Source organism: Streptomyces marokkonensis, from assembly GCF_039539045.1.
Taxonomy (GTDB): domain Bacteria; phylum Actinomycetota; class Actinomycetes; order Streptomycetales; family Streptomycetaceae; genus Streptomyces; species Streptomyces marokkonensis.
The window spans coordinates 19,942-33,974 of record NZ_BAABCQ010000043.1; the positions used below are offsets into that span (position 1 = coordinate 19,942).

At 72.7% G+C, this 14,033-nt stretch carries 13 protein-coding genes; 5 read left to right on the forward strand and 8 right to left on the reverse strand.

Features of this window, described 5'->3' with window-relative positions; all coding sequences use genetic code 11:
- Window positions 1-110 precede the first annotated feature (110 nt).
- Window positions 111-1,802 carry a phenylacetic acid degradation protein PaaN gene (paaN, locus tag ABEA26_RS13570; RefSeq protein WP_345592288.1) on the forward strand — a complete coding sequence of 564 codons (1,692 nt, stop codon included), beginning with the start codon at window positions 111-113 and terminating at the stop codon, window positions 1,800-1,802.
- Here the strand turns inward: paaN and ABEA26_RS13575 are convergent.
- The 5 genes from ABEA26_RS13575 to ABEA26_RS13595 form a co-directional block, all read right to left on the reverse strand.
- Window positions 1,799-2,608 (reverse strand): TrmH family RNA methyltransferase, encoded by an 810-nt coding sequence (locus tag ABEA26_RS13575; protein ID WP_345592289.1) that lies wholly within the window; start codon window positions 2,606-2,608, stop codon window positions 1,799-1,801. The genes paaN and ABEA26_RS13575 overlap by 4 nt on opposite strands.
- Window positions 2,605-3,894 (reverse strand): HTTM domain-containing protein, encoded by a 1,290-nt coding sequence (locus ABEA26_RS13580; RefSeq protein ID WP_345592290.1) that lies wholly within the window; start codon window positions 3,892-3,894, stop codon window positions 2,605-2,607. The genes ABEA26_RS13575 and ABEA26_RS13580 overlap by 4 nt, the downstream gene beginning before the upstream one ends.
- Window positions 3,891-4,874, reverse strand: a complete 984-nt coding sequence (locus ABEA26_RS13585) for a DUF5819 family protein (protein WP_345592292.1) — start codon at window positions 4,872-4,874, stop codon at window positions 3,891-3,893. The genes ABEA26_RS13580 and ABEA26_RS13585 overlap by 4 nt, the downstream gene beginning before the upstream one ends.
- Before the next feature lie 251 nt (window positions 4,875-5,125).
- Complete coding sequence (locus tag ABEA26_RS13590; RefSeq protein WP_345592293.1) at window positions 5,126-5,473, reverse strand: rhodanese-like domain-containing protein; 348 nt, start codon at window positions 5,471-5,473, stop codon at window positions 5,126-5,128.
- A gap of 69 nt (window positions 5,474-5,542) precedes the next feature.
- Window positions 5,543-5,731 carry a hypothetical protein gene (locus ABEA26_RS13595; protein WP_345592295.1) on the reverse strand — a complete coding sequence of 63 codons (189 nt, stop codon included), beginning with the start codon at window positions 5,729-5,731 and terminating at the stop codon, window positions 5,543-5,545.
- Between the two features lie 242 nt (window positions 5,732-5,973).
- On the opposite strand from ABEA26_RS13595, the gene ABEA26_RS13600 reads away from it, so the two are divergent.
- Complete coding sequence (locus ABEA26_RS13600) at window positions 5,974-6,975, forward strand: LuxR C-terminal-related transcriptional regulator (RefSeq protein ID WP_345592296.1); 1,002 nt, start codon at window positions 5,974-5,976, stop codon at window positions 6,973-6,975.
- A gap of 55 nt (window positions 6,976-7,030) precedes the next feature.
- Here the strand turns inward: ABEA26_RS13600 and ABEA26_RS13605 are convergent, their stop codons facing one another.
- On the reverse strand, window positions 7,031-7,843 hold the full coding sequence (locus ABEA26_RS13605) for a J domain-containing protein (protein WP_345592298.1): 813 nt from the start codon (window positions 7,841-7,843) through the stop codon (window positions 7,031-7,033).
- A gap of 65 nt (window positions 7,844-7,908) precedes the next feature.
- On the reverse strand, window positions 7,909-9,363 hold the full coding sequence (locus ABEA26_RS13610) for a DUF2252 domain-containing protein (protein ID WP_425587833.1): 1,455 nt from the start codon (window positions 9,361-9,363) through the stop codon (window positions 7,909-7,911).
- 442 nt (window positions 9,364-9,805) lie between these two features.
- Between ABEA26_RS13610 and ABEA26_RS13615 the strand changes: the two genes are divergently transcribed.
- Complete coding sequence (locus ABEA26_RS13615; protein WP_345592300.1) at window positions 9,806-10,669, forward strand: dioxygenase family protein; 864 nt, start codon at window positions 9,806-9,808, stop codon at window positions 10,667-10,669.
- 395 nt (window positions 10,670-11,064) lie between these two features.
- Here the strand turns inward: ABEA26_RS13615 and ABEA26_RS13620 are convergent, their stop codons facing one another.
- Entirely contained in the window at window positions 11,065-12,411 is a 1,347-nt protein-coding gene (locus ABEA26_RS13620; RefSeq protein ID WP_345592302.1) for an aminotransferase-like domain-containing protein, read from the reverse strand.
- A gap of 133 nt (window positions 12,412-12,544) precedes the next feature.
- Here ABEA26_RS13620 and ABEA26_RS13625 point away from each other — a divergent pair, with 133 nt between their 5' ends.
- Together ABEA26_RS13625 and ABEA26_RS13630 are read left to right on the forward strand one after the other, a co-directional pair.
- Window positions 12,545-12,958 (forward strand): hypothetical protein, encoded by a 414-nt coding sequence (locus ABEA26_RS13625; RefSeq protein WP_345592304.1) that lies wholly within the window; start codon window positions 12,545-12,547, stop codon window positions 12,956-12,958.
- Window positions 12,959-12,978: 20 nt separating this feature from the next.
- Window positions 12,979-13,626 (forward strand): LysE family translocator, encoded by a 648-nt coding sequence (locus ABEA26_RS13630; RefSeq protein ID WP_345592306.1) that lies wholly within the window; start codon window positions 12,979-12,981, stop codon window positions 13,624-13,626.
- Window positions 13,627-14,033 lie beyond the last annotated feature (407 nt).

Below are 14,033 nucleotides of genomic sequence, written 5' to 3' on the forward strand. Positions count from 1 at the left end.
CTCTAGCCGTGTCCACCTGTTTCCGCCCAGGTTTCCCCCAGGTCGCGAACTCGACGAAGACTCCACGAAGAGTCGACGGCGGTTCGTGAGAGACGAGGAGTTGGTCCCGCATGGCCGCCGAACTCACCGCGCACCAGCTGATCGACCGGCACCGGCCGACCCTGGATCTGGCGCTCGAGACGATCCGCACGCGCGCGTACTGGTCCCCCCACCCCGAGCACCCCAAGGCCTACGGCGAGCACGGCACCCTGGACATGGCCGGGGGCAAGGCCGCCTTCGACGCCCTGCTCGGCACCCGCCTCGACCTCGGCCAGCCCGGCACCGACGACTGGGTGGGCGGCGAGGTCTCCCCGTACGGCGTCGAGCTGGGCGTGGAGTACCCGCACGCCGACCCCGACGTACTGCTGCCCGCCATGAAGGCCGGGCAGAAGGCGTGGCGGGACGCGGGGGCGGAGCTGCGCGCGATGGTCTGCCTGGAGATCCTGGGGCGGATCGCCGACCGGACGATGGAGTTCGCCCAGGCGGTCATGCACACCTCCGGACAGGCCTTCATGATGGCCTTCCAGGCCGGAGGCCCGCACGCACAGGACCGCGGCATGGAGGCCGTGGCCTACGCGTACGCGGAGCAGGCCCGCACCCCCGACACCGCGGAGTGGACCAAGCCGCAGGGCAAGCGCGACCCGCTCGCGCTGACCAAGCACTTCACCCCGGTTCCGCGCGGCATCGGCCTGGTCATCGGCTGCAACACCTTCCCGACCTGGAACGGCTACCCGGGCCTCTTCGCCTCCCTCGCCACCGGCAACGCGGTCCTGGTCAAGCCCCACCCGCGCGCGGTGCTGCCGCTCGCGCTGACCGTGCGGACGGCCCGCGACGTCCTCACCGAGGCCGGCTTCGATCCGAACCTGGTCGCGCTGGCCGCCGAGCGCCCCGGCGAGGGCATCGCCAAGACCCTGGCGACCCGCCCCGAGATCCGGATCATCGACTACACCGGCTCCACCGCCTTCGGCGACTGGCTGGAGGCCAACGCCCGCCAGGCCCAGGTCTTCACCGAGAAGGCCGGCGTCAACACGGTGATCGTCGACTCCACCGACGACTACAAGGGCATGCTCGCCAACCTGGCCTTCTCCCTGTCCCTCTACAGCGGCCAGATGTGCACCACCCCGCAGAACCTGCTGATCCCCCGCGACGGCATCCGCACCGACCAGGGCACCAAGTCCTACGACGAGGTGACCGCCGACCTGGCGCGGGCCGTCGACGGCCTCCTCGGCGACGACGCCCGCGCGAACGCCCTGCTCGGCGCGATCGTCAACCCGGACGTCAAGACCCGCCTGGAGGCCGCGGCCGGCCTCGGGGAGGTGGCCCTTGCCTCCCGCGAGCTGACCCACCCGGACTTCCCCGACGCCGTCGTGCGCACCCCGGTGATCGTCAAGCTGGACGGCGCCAAGCCCGACGACGAGGCCGCCTACACCAGCGAGTGCTTCGGCCCCGTCTCCTTCGCCGTCGCCGTCGACTCCGCCACCCACGCCGTGGACCTGCTGCGCCACAGCGTCCGCGATAAGGGCGCGATGACCGTCGGCGCCTACACGACCGACACGGAGGTCGAGGAGGCCGTGCGGGAGGCCTGCTTGGAGGAGGCGGCCCAGCTGTCCCTCAACCTCACCGGCGGGGTGTACGTCAACCAGACGGCCGCCTTCTCCGACTTCCACGGCTCGGGCGGCAACCCGGCGGCCAACGCCGCCCTGTGCGACGGCGCGTTCGTGGCCAACCGCTTCCGGGTGGTGGAGGTCCGCCGACAGGCCTAGGAACCCTGGTTCGCGCCCCCGGTGACGCTCCAGTGGTACAGCGTCATGGCCACACTGGTCGCGAGGTTGTAGCTGGAGACCTGGGGGCGCATCGGCAGCGCCACCAGGTGGTCGGCACGCGCGCGCAGCTCCCGCGACAGCCCGCTGCGCTCCGAGCCGAAGGCGAGCAGCGCGTCGTCCGGCAGCTTCAGTCCGCGGATGTCCTCGCCCTCCGGGTCCAGCGCGAACACCGGCCCCGGTGGCAGTTGCCCCACGTCCAGCCGCTCCACGGCGGTCGCGAAGTGCAGCCCCGCCCCGCCGCGCACCACCGTCGGGTGCCACGGGTCGAGCGTGCCCGTGGTGACCACGCCGGCCGCCCCGAAACCGGCGGCGAGCCGGATCACCGCCCCCGCGTTGCCGAGGTTGCGCGGCTGGTCGAGGACCACCACGGGCGTACGGCGGGGCAGGTGCGCCAGGGCCCGCAGGTTGGCCGTACGAGGGGGGCGTACGGCCAGGGCGACCACGGCGGTGGGGTGCGGGCGCGGCACGAGGGACGCGTACGTCTCGTGGTCCACCTCGGCCAGCAGACCGTCCAGCGCGTCCCGCACGTCGGGCGCCAGCTCGTCGGCGAGGGCCAGGGCGCCCGCGCGGTCACCGGTCACGGCCACCGGGACCTCGGCGCCGAAACGCAGCGCGTGTTTGAGGGCGTGGAAGCCGTCGAGCAGTACACAGGGGCCGACGTGCCGTCGCCAGGCGGCCAGTGGATCGAGGTCGGGGCCGGGCCCGGGGACGGACCCCGGGACGGGTCCTGGGACGGAATCGGTCATGTCCCGAAGCCTACGTGCGTGTGCTCGGGACCCCTCTTGTCCACCGGGCGCTCCGCACCGGCCCCGCTTTCCTCGCCTTCTCCCGCCTCGTGGGCGGCACGGGGACCGGGAACCACCGCCTCACGACCGCCCCCGCGTCCGGCCGGCGGCCGGCCCCGCAGCCGGACTCGCGCGCGTGCCGTCCCGTCGCCCATGCGGCGCAGGAACGAGGTCGGCAGGAAGACCGCGTCCGCCGCGATCATCGCCAGCGAGAAGAACGGCAGCCCGAGCACCACGGCGATCACCGCGTGCTCGGTCATCATGGCCGCCAGCAGTACGTTCTTGACCCGCCGGTTGAACAGGGTGAAAGGGAACGCGACCTGCACGGCCACCGTGCCGTAGGTGACGAGCATGACCATCGTGCCGTTGGCGGCCAACGCGTCGGAGAGGGCGGGCCAGGGCGAGAAGTAGTCCAGGTTGAGCGGGTAGTAGACCGCGGTACCGTCCTGCCAGCGCGAACCCTGGATCTTGTACCAGCCCGCGGTCGCGTAGATCAGGCAGGCCTCGGCCATGATCACGAGCAGCGCGCCGTTGTGCACGATGTTGGCGACCACGTCGAGCAGGATCCGCGGATCGCCGCTCCTGGCCCCGCGCCCCACGGCCCACCACAGGCCCTGCGCGGCCCACACCGCCCACAGCAGCGCCGGAACGAACCAGTCACCGTCCAGCCCGCCCGCCAACGTCATGGTGAGCAGCAGGAACCCGAACACCCACCACAGGACCGGACCGGCCCGGTCCACGACACGTTCCCCCCGCGCGCGGGCCTCACCCGCGCGCCGCGCCCGGCGCGCGTCCAGCGACCACACCTGGCCGCAGCGCGTGAGCACCAGGTAGATGCTCATCAGGTGCAGGACGTTGTCACCGCCGTCTCCCATGAAGACGCTGCGGTTCTGCAGCGAAAGCACACCGACCATGAAGAGCACGGACATGGTCCGGGTGCGCCAGCCCAGCAGGAGCAGCACACCGCTGAGGGCTGCCAGCGCGTAGACGATCTCGAACCAGATCCGCCCGTCCGACCACATCAGCACGGTGAAGGCGCCGTTGTCCGTGATCAGCTGCTCGGCGAGGCCGTGGCTCCAGGGCCCGTCGGGACCGTACAGCTCGTGGCGGTGGGGCAGTTCGCGCAGCAGGAAGAGCAGCCAGGTGGCGCTGAAGCCGATGCGGATCACCGCGGTCTGGTACGGGCCGAGCGCGGCGCCGGTGACGCGGGCGATGCCGCGGGAGACCGAGAGGGCGATGCCGTTCACGCGGAGTCCCCTTCCTTCACGGTGCCGTCCTCCGCGTCGCCGCCGTCCGCGTCGCCGCCGTCCGCGTCGCCCGCCACCGGCCACCAGGGCAGCTCCCGGTAGACCGGCCGGTCGGAGACCTTCTCACCGCTCCATGGGGGCGGCTCCACGCTGGTGGTCCGGGAACGGTACTGGACGCGCTCGACGACACCGCCCGGCCCGGCGGCCTCGTTGCGGTCGAGACGCAGGACCGCTATGCGCCGCAGATAGGTCTCGGACAGTGTGCCCCGCAGGCCCACGGGGCGCTCGTCGGAGTCGTGGGTGGCGACGAAGAAGTCCCAGGCCCGGCGGAGTTCGTTCTGCTGGGTGTGGCTCGGCAGCGGATTACCCTCGATGCTCCGGCCGTCCTCGGCGGACAGGTCGTACCAGCCGGTCGTCCGTATCGCGCCGTCCGCCGTGGTCACCTCGGCGCGGACCTGGACGGAGATGTTCTGCTGGAGCGGGTTGGGCGCGAAGAGCTTCCAGTTCTGTTCGAACTCCGGGTAGATCCACTCGTCGACCGCGGCGCCGTGCTGCTTGGTGAGGGTGTTCGACGGGGCGACGTGCAGGAACACCAGGCCTATGTGGGCGCAGACGGCGACGGCGACGACCGCGAGGGCGACCACGGCACCGGCCTGGTAGCACGCGGAGAGCGCGGCGACACCGGTACGGGGCTCCGCGGCCGCCGGGCCCGGCCCCGCGGACGTCGGAGGAGGGCCGGCTCCGATACCGGCCGCGACCCCGGTCCACGTCTTGGCCCCGGCCCCGGCACCAGCCCCAGCCCCAGCCCCAGCCCCAGCCCCAGCGGGCACGCTGGTCTCTGCCGGACTACCGCCGTCCGTCCCTGCTGGGCGCTCCGGCAGCTTCGGTTCACCCGGCTCGTCCGGCCGTTTCGCTCCGCTCCGGCCCTCCTGCTCGCCCCGCCCCTGCCGGGCGTTCGAGCCTGCGTCGTACGCGTCCATTGCGCCCCGTTCCGGTCCCGACCGTCGTTCCGCCCGCCCCGCCACGACGCGCCTGCGCGTCTTTCGTGCGGTTGCCCGGCAGCGTTCGAACCGGAACGGTACTCAGGACCGTCCGCCCGCACAGCCCCCGGCGGATCGACAGCACCGTGGCCGTCACCACATCCGACCGGGAGACGGCCCGGACGGCCCGGACAGCCCAGTCCGCCCGGACGGCCCGGACGACCCGGACGACCCGGACGACCCGGTCGGCCCTAGAGGACGTGCCCCGGCTCGCCCTTCCCGTCCACCACAGGACGGCCGGCCGCCGCCCACACCTGCATCCCGCCGTCGACGTTCACAGCGTCGATGCCCTGCTGAACCAGGTACATGGTGACCTGGGCCGAGCGCCCGCCGGAACGGCAGATCACGTGGACCCGGCCGTCCTGGGGCGCGGCCCCGGTCAGCTCACCGTACCGGGCCACGAAGTCGCTGATGGGAATGTGCAACGCCCCGGCGGCATGCCCCGCCTGCCACTCGTCGTCCTCGCGGACGTCCAGCAGGAAGTCGCCGTCCTTGAGGTCCGTGACCTCGACCGTGGGAACACCAGCTCCGAAACTCATGCCCCCGACGCTACCCGACGCGGCGGGTCGGGCGGCCGGGCCGCTGACGCGGGCGGCGTGCTCGGGAGGTCAGCGGGAACGGCGGGCCCGGCTCAGCCGGAAGACGCTCGCCAGGAGGACGACCAGGATGACGGCGCCCAGGCCGTAGCGGGCGCCGTCGCCCATGTCACCGGTGATCACGACGGCTTCCGCACCGCAGAGGACGGCGACGAGGGCGGCGGTCAGGACGGTGCTGTCGGTGCGGTTGTCGTCGCTCAAAATATTCTCTCCTTGGTGGGGGCGGCTTCGGCCGGAGGGCGGGTGGACGTCCTGGGGGGAACAACTCTGCCGTCCGGGCCACCCTCGAACGAGAGGGTCGACGTGCAGCTTGCTGCGCCGCCACGGTGCCGTTTCCTGCACACCGGCCGCGCGGACAGCGCCGCAGGTGGCACCCGATGCACGCCCGGGAGGATGATCCGCGAAGATCGGCGCAGGTGGTCGTGCGCCCATGAGGGGGGACCGTGTCGCAACCACGTCTGGAGCTCCTCGGAATCACCGGGGACGAGGAGGCCCTCTACCGCCGGCTGCTGCGCCAGAGCGTGGGCGACGACCATGACCAGGTCGCCGGCACCACCGACCGGACCGGCACCACCGACGGGACCGCCGCCAGGACCGCCGACCGCCTGGTCGAACTGGGCCTGGCCACCCGCAACCGCACCGGCGTCCTGCGCCCGGTCGCCCCTGCCCGGGCGGTCGAGCACCTCATCGACAACCGGCTCGACGCCCTGCGGGAGGAGCTGGATGACGCCGTCCGCACGAGCGGCGTGGTCGAGTCGCTCCAGCAGGAACGCAGGACCGCCCCGGCACGGCGCCCGCCGGGGGAAGCCCACGTCATCCAGCAGATCGAGGGCATGGACGCCGTACGCGCCGTCATCGACGAGCTGACGTTCTTCGCCCGCTCCGAGAGCCTCACCACCAACCCCACGGGCATCATCAGCCGCGAGTCGGCCGACTTCTCACGCCCTGTCGACCTGCGCGTCCTGCGCCGCGGCGTGCGCATGCGCACCCTGATGGCCGCCCCGGCCCTGGACGACCGGGCCACCCTGACGTACCTGCACGAACTGGCGGGCAAGGGAGCGGAGATACGGATCTCGCACCAGCCCCTGGAACGCATGATCATCTGTGACAGGTCCGCGGCGCTGACACCCCTCGACCGGGCGCACACCGCAAAGGGCGCCCTGCTGATCCGGGAACCCGGCCTCGTGGCCACCCTGGTCGCCCTGTTCGACCGTATGTGGGCCATGGCACAGGAACTGCCCACTCCGGACGACGAGCCGCCCACGGAGATCGAGCGCAGGATCCTCAGGTCGCTCTACACCGCCGACAAGGACGAGAGCGGCGCCCGGGACCTGGGCATCTCGGTGCGGACCTATCGCAAGCACGTGGCTTCCCTCATGGCCCGTCTGCGGGCCACCAACCGCTTCCAGGCCGCCCTGCTCGCCCAGGAACGCGGCTGGCTCTGAAGCGGACGGAGACAGCCGCGGGCCACCGGGACGACGAGCGCACCGCCGGCGGGGGCTACCGCGCCAGCAGCCCCGCCAGCTCGGTCTCCCGCTCGCCCACCTGGGCCGCCAACTGCTCGGCGATCTCCTCCAGCAGGCGGTCGGGGTCGTCCGGGGCCAGCCGGAGCATGGCGCCGATCGCGCTCTCCTCCAGCTCCTTGGCGAGCAGCGTGAGCATCTCCTTGCGCCGGTCGAGCCACTCGAGGCGGACGTACAGCTCCTCACCACGGCTCGGGCGCCGCCGGGTCGCCGGGCCTGCGGCCCACTCCTCGGCCAGCTCCCGCAGGAGACCCGCGTCGCCACGGGCGTAGGCGGCGTTGACCCGGGTGATGAACTCCTCGCGCCGGGCCCGCTCCGCGTCCTCCTGCGCCAGGTCGGGATGCGCCTTGCGGACCAGCTCGCGGTAGAGCTTGCGGGCCTCCTCGCCGGGCCGCACCCGCTGCGGGGGACGTACCGCCTGGTCCGTGAGCATCGCCGTGGCCTCCGGGAACAGCCCGTCCCCGTCCATCCAGCCGTGCAGCAGTTCCTCGACCCCGGGGATCGGCATCAGCCGGGCCCGCGCCTCGTCGGCCCGGCTCCGGTCCCCGGCGTCGCCGGTGCGGGCCGCCCTGGCCTCCAGGATCTGCGCCTCCAGCTCCTCGAGCCGCGCGTACACCGGGCCGAGCCGCTGTTCGTGCAGGCGGGAGAAGTTCTCGACCTCCACGCGGAAGGTCTCCAGCGCGATCTCGTACTCGATGAGTGCCTGCTCGGCGGCCCGTACGGCCTGTTCCAGCCGTTCCTCGGGACGCGGCGCACCCCCCTGCTCGGGCTCAGCTTCCGGCGTCGTCACCCGTCCAGCCTAGGCCACGATGCCGCCCGCCCCACCGGATCCCCGCAGCGGTCACACCGGAGCCGTCATACGCCCAGCTCCGCCGCGACCCGTCCCGCCCGCACCGCGGCCAGCAGTCCCGCGTGGTCGGCCTCCGTGCGGTCGGCGTAGGCCACGGCGAAGGCGGCCATCGCGTCGTCCAGCTCGTCGTTCTTGCCGCAGTAGCCGGCGACGATGCGCGGGTCGGCGCTGTGCGCGTGGGCGCGGGCCAGCAGGGCGCCGGTCATGCGGCCGTAGTCGTCCATCTGGTCGGCGGCCAGGGCCGTGGGGTCGACACTGCCCTTGCGGTTGCGGAACTGCCGCACCTGGAACGGCCGCCCGTCGACCGAGGTCCAGCCCAGCAGGATGTCGCTGACCACCTGAATCCGCTTCTGCCCCATGACCACCCGGCGGCCCTCGTGCGCGACGTCGGGGGCGTCGAAGCCGGCGGTCGCCAGGTGCGGCAGGAGCGCGGAGGGGCGGGCCTCCTTCACCTGGAGCACGAGCGGCTCGCCGCGGTGGTCCAGGAGCAGCACGACGTACGACCGCGTGCCCACGCTGCCGGTGCCCACGACCCGGAAGGCGACGTCGTGCACCGCGTACCGGGCCAGCAGCGGCAGCCGGTCCTCGGAGAGCGTGGCCAGGTACGGCTCCAGGGCGTTCGCGACCGCCGCCGCGTCCCCGGCCGGTACGCGCCGCAGCACCGGCGGAGCGTCGACGAAGCGCCGTCCGCCGTCCTCGGTGCGCTCGGTCGACCTGGCGGCGAAACGCCCGCTGGTGTTGGCCCGCGCCTTCTCGGAGACCCGCTCCAGCGTGCCGAGCAGGTCGTGCGCGTCGGTGTGGGAGACGAGTTCCTCGTCCGCGATGGCGTTCCAGGCGTCCAGCGCGGGGAGCCTGGCCAGCAGCCGCATGGTGCGCCGGTAGGCGCCCGCCGCGTCGTGGGCCGCCTCGCGGCAGGTTTCCTCGTCCGCGCCGGCCTCCCGGCCCGCGAGGACGAGCGAGGCGGTGAGCCGCTTGAGGTCCCACTCCCAGGGGCCGTGGACCGTCTCGTCGAAGTCGTTGAGGTCGATGACCAGGCCGCCGCGGGCGTCGCCGTAGAGGCCGAAGTTCGCGGCGTGCGCGTCGCCGCAGATCTGGGCGCCGATCCCCGTAGTCGGCGTACGCGCCAGGTCGTACGCCATCAGGCCCGCCGATCCGCGCAGGAAGGCGAACGGCGTGGCCGCCATCCGCCCGGCCCGTATCGGCGTGAGCTCGGATATCCGGCCGCGGTTGGACTCCTCCACCGCGCTCGCCGCGTCCGGCCGGGAGGGGTCCGGGTCGAGGGCGGCGTGCGCGGACCTCGGAACACGCGTGCGCAGCGCCTTGCCCTCCGCCTTCGGCGAGCCGCCGACGGGCCACCGCGCGAACCCCGGCACGGCCGGCACCCGCGCACCGGCCACCGTGCCCTCCGCGTCCGCACCCGCGCCCGTGCCCCCACGCGCCCCCGTCATCGCCTCGCCCATACCGGCCGCCCTCCCTGTTCCCGTACTCGTACCTATGCCGTGCCCGTACCTGTGCCGTGCCCGTCCGTGAGCCGTGCCCGTATTCGCGCCCCACCCGTCCGTACGTGCCACACCTGTCCGTACGTGCCACACCCGTCCGTCTCCGGCGTCGGCGCGCCACGACCGTACCTCCGGGCGAACCGCCCGTACACGGGCCCGTCCGGCCCCGTCCGGCCCCCGCCCGCATAACGCCGGGCAGGGGTCGAAACAGGAGGTTCCGGGGCCCCCACCGGCGGGCCTACGGTTCCAGCGATCACCACGGAACGCGCCCGCCGGAGCAACGACAGCAGCCTGCCCCGCACCGGCGGGCGCGTTCCCTGTCCCCGCCGTCCCGGATGCCGCACGTCCCGTCCACCTCCCCAGGGACCACCCACCGAAGAGACCGAAGAGACCGAGGACCCCCATGACCTCCGACACCTCCGACACCCCCACCACCCCCGACGAACCCGGCCACGGCATCAGCCGCAAGACCCTGCTCAGAGCGGCCGTCGCCGCCGGTGCCGCCGTCCCGCTGCTCGCCACCGGCTCCATCGCGCTCGCCCGGGACACCGCCCGTTCCTCCGCCGGACGGACCCTTCCGCCGACCCCCTTCTGCGACGACGGCGACGACCCGACGCCCGACCAGATGGAGGGCCCCTACTTCAAGCCGAACTCCCCGCTGCGCACCAACCTGGTCACACCCGGCACCGCCGGTACCCGGCTGACCGTCACCGGCTACGTCTTCGGCCGGAACTGCGTCCCGCTGTCCGGCGTACTCCTCGACTTCTGGCAGGCCGACAACGCCGGCGCCTACGACATGGCCGGATACGCCTTCCGCGGTCATCAGTTCACCGACGCCACCGGCGCGTTCACCCTGCGCACGATCGTCCCCGGCCTCTACCCGGGCCGTACCCGGCACATCCACGTCAAGGCGCAGGCGCCCGGCGAACCCGTACTGACCACCCAGCTCTACTTCCCCGGCGAACCCCGCAACAGCACGGACGCCCTCTTCGACCCGGCGTTACTGATGAACGTCCGCGACGCCGGCGGCGGCAGGGAGGGGAGCTTCGACTTCGTACTGAACGTGGACGGCGACGAGGGCCCCACGGACCCGCCCACCGATCCGCCCACCGATCCGCCGGGCGGCACCTGGACGGCGGGCCGCTCCTACGCCGCCGGCGACCGGGTGACATACGGCGGCGGCGCCTACCGCTGCCTCCAGGCGCACACCTCGATGACGGGCTGGGAGCCGCCCAACGTGCCCGCCCTGTGGCGCGCCGGAACCTGAGACCTTCTCACCGCACACCGCACACCGCACACCGCACACGGTGACACCGTGCCCGACACCGCGCCCGACACCGTGTCCGGGCAAGCGAAAGCCCCCCGGGTCCGGGACCTGGGGGGCTTCCGGCCGACGGACACCGGAAACTCGCCGGTGAGCGGCTGTGGCGTCCGGGGACGGTGCTAGTCGGCGACGCCACGTGCTCGGTCGCCGTGGAGCCGCTGCTGTCCGACGGGATGTTCCTGGCCCGTCACGGCGCCGAGTTCGCCGCCCGCGCTCTCGGCGGTGTCCTTGGCGGGACGGTGGAGGAGGAGGCCGCTTTCGCGGAGCTCGAGCGGCGCGGCGGTACCGGGAGGCGTACGACACCTGCGGTGCGGTCGGTGATCCCGTTGCCACGGGCGTCAGTCGGTGACGAGGTCCTCCGGTGCCGACCGGGCGAGTTCGACGAGCGTGCCGAGCGCCTGGGAGAGGACGTCCGGCTGGGGCGAGGCGAGGCCCAGCCGGATGGCGTTCGGCGCGTGGTTGCCGCCGATGGTGAACGCTGCTGCGGGCACGACCCCGATGCCGTGCCGCGCAGCGGCTGCGACGAAGGTGTCGGCGCGCCACGGCCGGGGCAGCTGCCACCAGCAGTGGTAGGAGCGCGGATCGCTCCGCACGGCGAAACCGGCGAGGTACCGGGCAGCCGTCTCCTGTCGTACGGCCGCTTCTCGCTGCTTGGCCTCGACCAGCTTCTTCACGGTGCCGTCCTGCTGCCAGCGGTGCGCGGCCTCCAGGGCGAACCGCATGGGAGCCCAGCCGCCCGAGCGCAGGGTGGCCTCGATCTCCCCGGCGAGTGCGGCCGGCGCCACCGCGAAGCCGAGCGTCAGGCCAGGCGCGATGCGCTTGCTCAGGCTGTCGATGAGCACGGTCCGCTCGGGCATGTAGGCGGCGAGTGGGGGAAGTTCGTCACGCAGGAAGGCCCAGACGGCGTCCTCGACCGCGGGGATCCCGAGCCGCAGCAGCACCTCGGCCAGCCGCTCGACGCGCTGGGCGGGCATGGTGAGCGAGAGCGGGTTGTGCAGCCTGGGCTGTACGTAGACGGCGCGCAGCGGCGCGGCGGCGTGCGCTTCCTCGACGGCTGCCGGGATCAGACCGGCGTCGTCCATGGCCAGGGGGACGAGGGTGATGCCGAGCCGCCCGGCGACGGCCTTGACCAAGGGATACGTCAGCTCTTCGACGCCGAGTCGCGCGCCGGGCGGCACCAGCGTGGTGATGACGGCCGAGACGGCCTGCCGCCCGTTGCCCGCGAACAGGATCCGTGTGGGGTCGGGGCGCCAGCCGCCGCGGACGAGCATGTCGGCGGCGGACTCCTGGACGGCGGGAAGGCCGGACGCGCCGACCGGGCTCAGGGCGTGGCCGAGCGCGTCGGGCCGCAGCAGCCCGCCGAGCCCTTCGGCGAGGAGTGCGCTCTGCTCCGGTACGACCGGGTAGTTGAGCCCCAGATCGATCCGGCTGCCGGCCGGTTCGGTGAGCGCGGGGACAGACGCCCCGGACGCCACCGGCACCGCCCGGACGAAGGTGCCCCGGCCGACCTCGCCGACCGTCAGACCTCGGCGGGCCAGCTCCTGGTACACGCGTGTGGCCGTGGAGTTGGCGATGCCGTGCTGCCGCGCGAACTCGCGCTGCGGGGGGAGCCGGCCGCCGGGCCGGAGGGTGCCGACTCTGATGTCCTCGGCCACGGCGTCGGCGACGCTCTGGTAGTCCTTCACGGCGCTCTCTCCCCTCGTCGGACGATCCACCCAATCACACCATTGCACCGAGAGCAATCGGAATATTGCATCGAGATATTGCACGCCATAAACTCCGGGCCTTGCGCCGAGCCCGGAAAGGAGCCTGAACACGGTGGACACGACCACGCGATCCGGGTCGCCACTCGGACGGACTCCCCTGCCCTCGCCCGACTGTCGAAGGTGCGGTTTCACGTTCGACCTGGTCAGGCAGGGCGCGGTCACCGACACGCTGCAGGAGTACGCGGGCAGGTGGCAGCGGCTGCTGCGGACACCGGGACTGAGCAACCGCCGTACCGGCACGCTCCCCTGGTCACCGCTGGAATCCGACTGTCACGTGCGGGACATGTGCCTGCTGTTCCATACCCGACTCAATGCGATCCTCGGGCGATCCGCGATTGCACCGATGCTGTCCACCGGGATGCACACGGATGCCGCTCGGCGCTATCGGGACGAGGAACCGCAGCAGGTGGCGGACGAGCTGGGGCGGGCCGCCGAGGCCCTGGTCCGCCGTGCACGAGAGCAGTGAACAGCGGATGAGGGATTTTCATGGTTGAAATGAGCGGGGTCCTCGGCGTGACGGTGGTGGCACTCGGCATGGTGCTCACCCCCGGCCCGAACATGATCTACCTCGTCTCCCGCAGCATCACCCAGGGCAGGCACGCCGGGATGATCTCCCTCTGCGGTGTGGCGGTGGGCTTCATGGTGTATCTGCTCGCCGCGAACCTGGGCCTCTCGGTCGTCTTCATCGCCGTACCGGAGCTGTACTTCGCGGTGAAACTGGCCGGTGCCGCCTACCTCGCCCACCTCGCCTGGAACGCCCTGAGGCCAGGCGGCGTCTCCGTCTTCGCCCCTCAGGACGTGCCTCACGACTCGCCGCGCAAGCTCTTCACCATGGGCCTGATGACGAACCTGCTCAACCCGAAGATCGCCATCATGTACATCTCGCTCATCCCCCAGTTCATCGACCTGGACAAGGGGCACGTCCTTCTCCAGGGCCTCGCCCTCGGCTCGATCCAGATCGTGGTCAGCGTCGCGGTCAACCTCACCATCGTCGTCGCCGCCGGCACGATCGCCGTCTTCCTCTCCCGCCGCCCCTCCTGGCTCAAGGCGCAGCGCTACGTGATGGGCACGGTGCTCGGCGCCCTTGCCGTCTCCCTCGCGGTCGACACCTCGCCACCGGCAGAGTCGAGCTGACGGCATGCCGGCATGCCGGCAACGCCAGAGGTTCGGCGAGCGCGGCGCCCGCCGTCGCGGCGGCCGTCAGCGCAGGACGGCTCTGCTGTCGCGCAGCCCCCGGCCGCACCGGGCCGACCGCGCGGGTCGGCGTGATCTCGCTGGCGTACCTGAACAGTGCGCCTCTCCTGCCCCCTCGGTTCCCCCGGTTCTCTCGGCTCCCTCGGCTCCCTCGAGAAAGAACACCCCGTCCGGCAGCCGGCGACGGTCGGACATGGGGAGCCGCCCGGTCACGAGGCGATCCGCAGGGCCGTACCGGATCCGCAGGGCCGTACCGGATCCACGGGAACGCTCCGGACGACCGGGGACACACCGTGGTGCGGCACCAGCAGGGAGCGACGGGGCCGCCGCCGTCGCGTACGGCCCTC

Coding starts and splice junctions, on each gene's coding strand:
- ABEA26_RS13610 (WP_425587833.1), bottom strand. CDS start 9,363: ATGGGCGAGGCGATGACGGGGGCGCGTGGGGGCACGGGCGCGGGTGCG.
- ABEA26_RS13575 (WP_345592289.1), bottom strand. CDS start 2,608: ATGACCGATTCCGTCCCAGGACCCGTCCCGGGGTCCGTCCCCGGGCCC.
- ABEA26_RS13630 (WP_345592306.1), top strand. CDS start 12,979: ATGGTTGAAATGAGCGGGGTCCTCGGCGTGACGGTGGTGGCACTCGGC.
- ABEA26_RS13615 (WP_345592300.1), top strand. CDS start 9,806: ATGACCTCCGACACCTCCGACACCCCCACCACCCCCGACGAACCCGGC.
- ABEA26_RS13590 (WP_345592293.1), bottom strand. CDS start 5,473: ATGAGTTTCGGAGCTGGTGTTCCCACGGTCGAGGTCACGGACCTCAAG.
- ABEA26_RS13585 (WP_345592292.1), bottom strand. CDS start 4,874: ATGGACGCGTACGACGCAGGCTCGAACGCCCGGCAGGGGCGGGGCGAG.
- paaN (WP_345592288.1), top strand. CDS start 111: ATGGCCGCCGAACTCACCGCGCACCAGCTGATCGACCGGCACCGGCCG.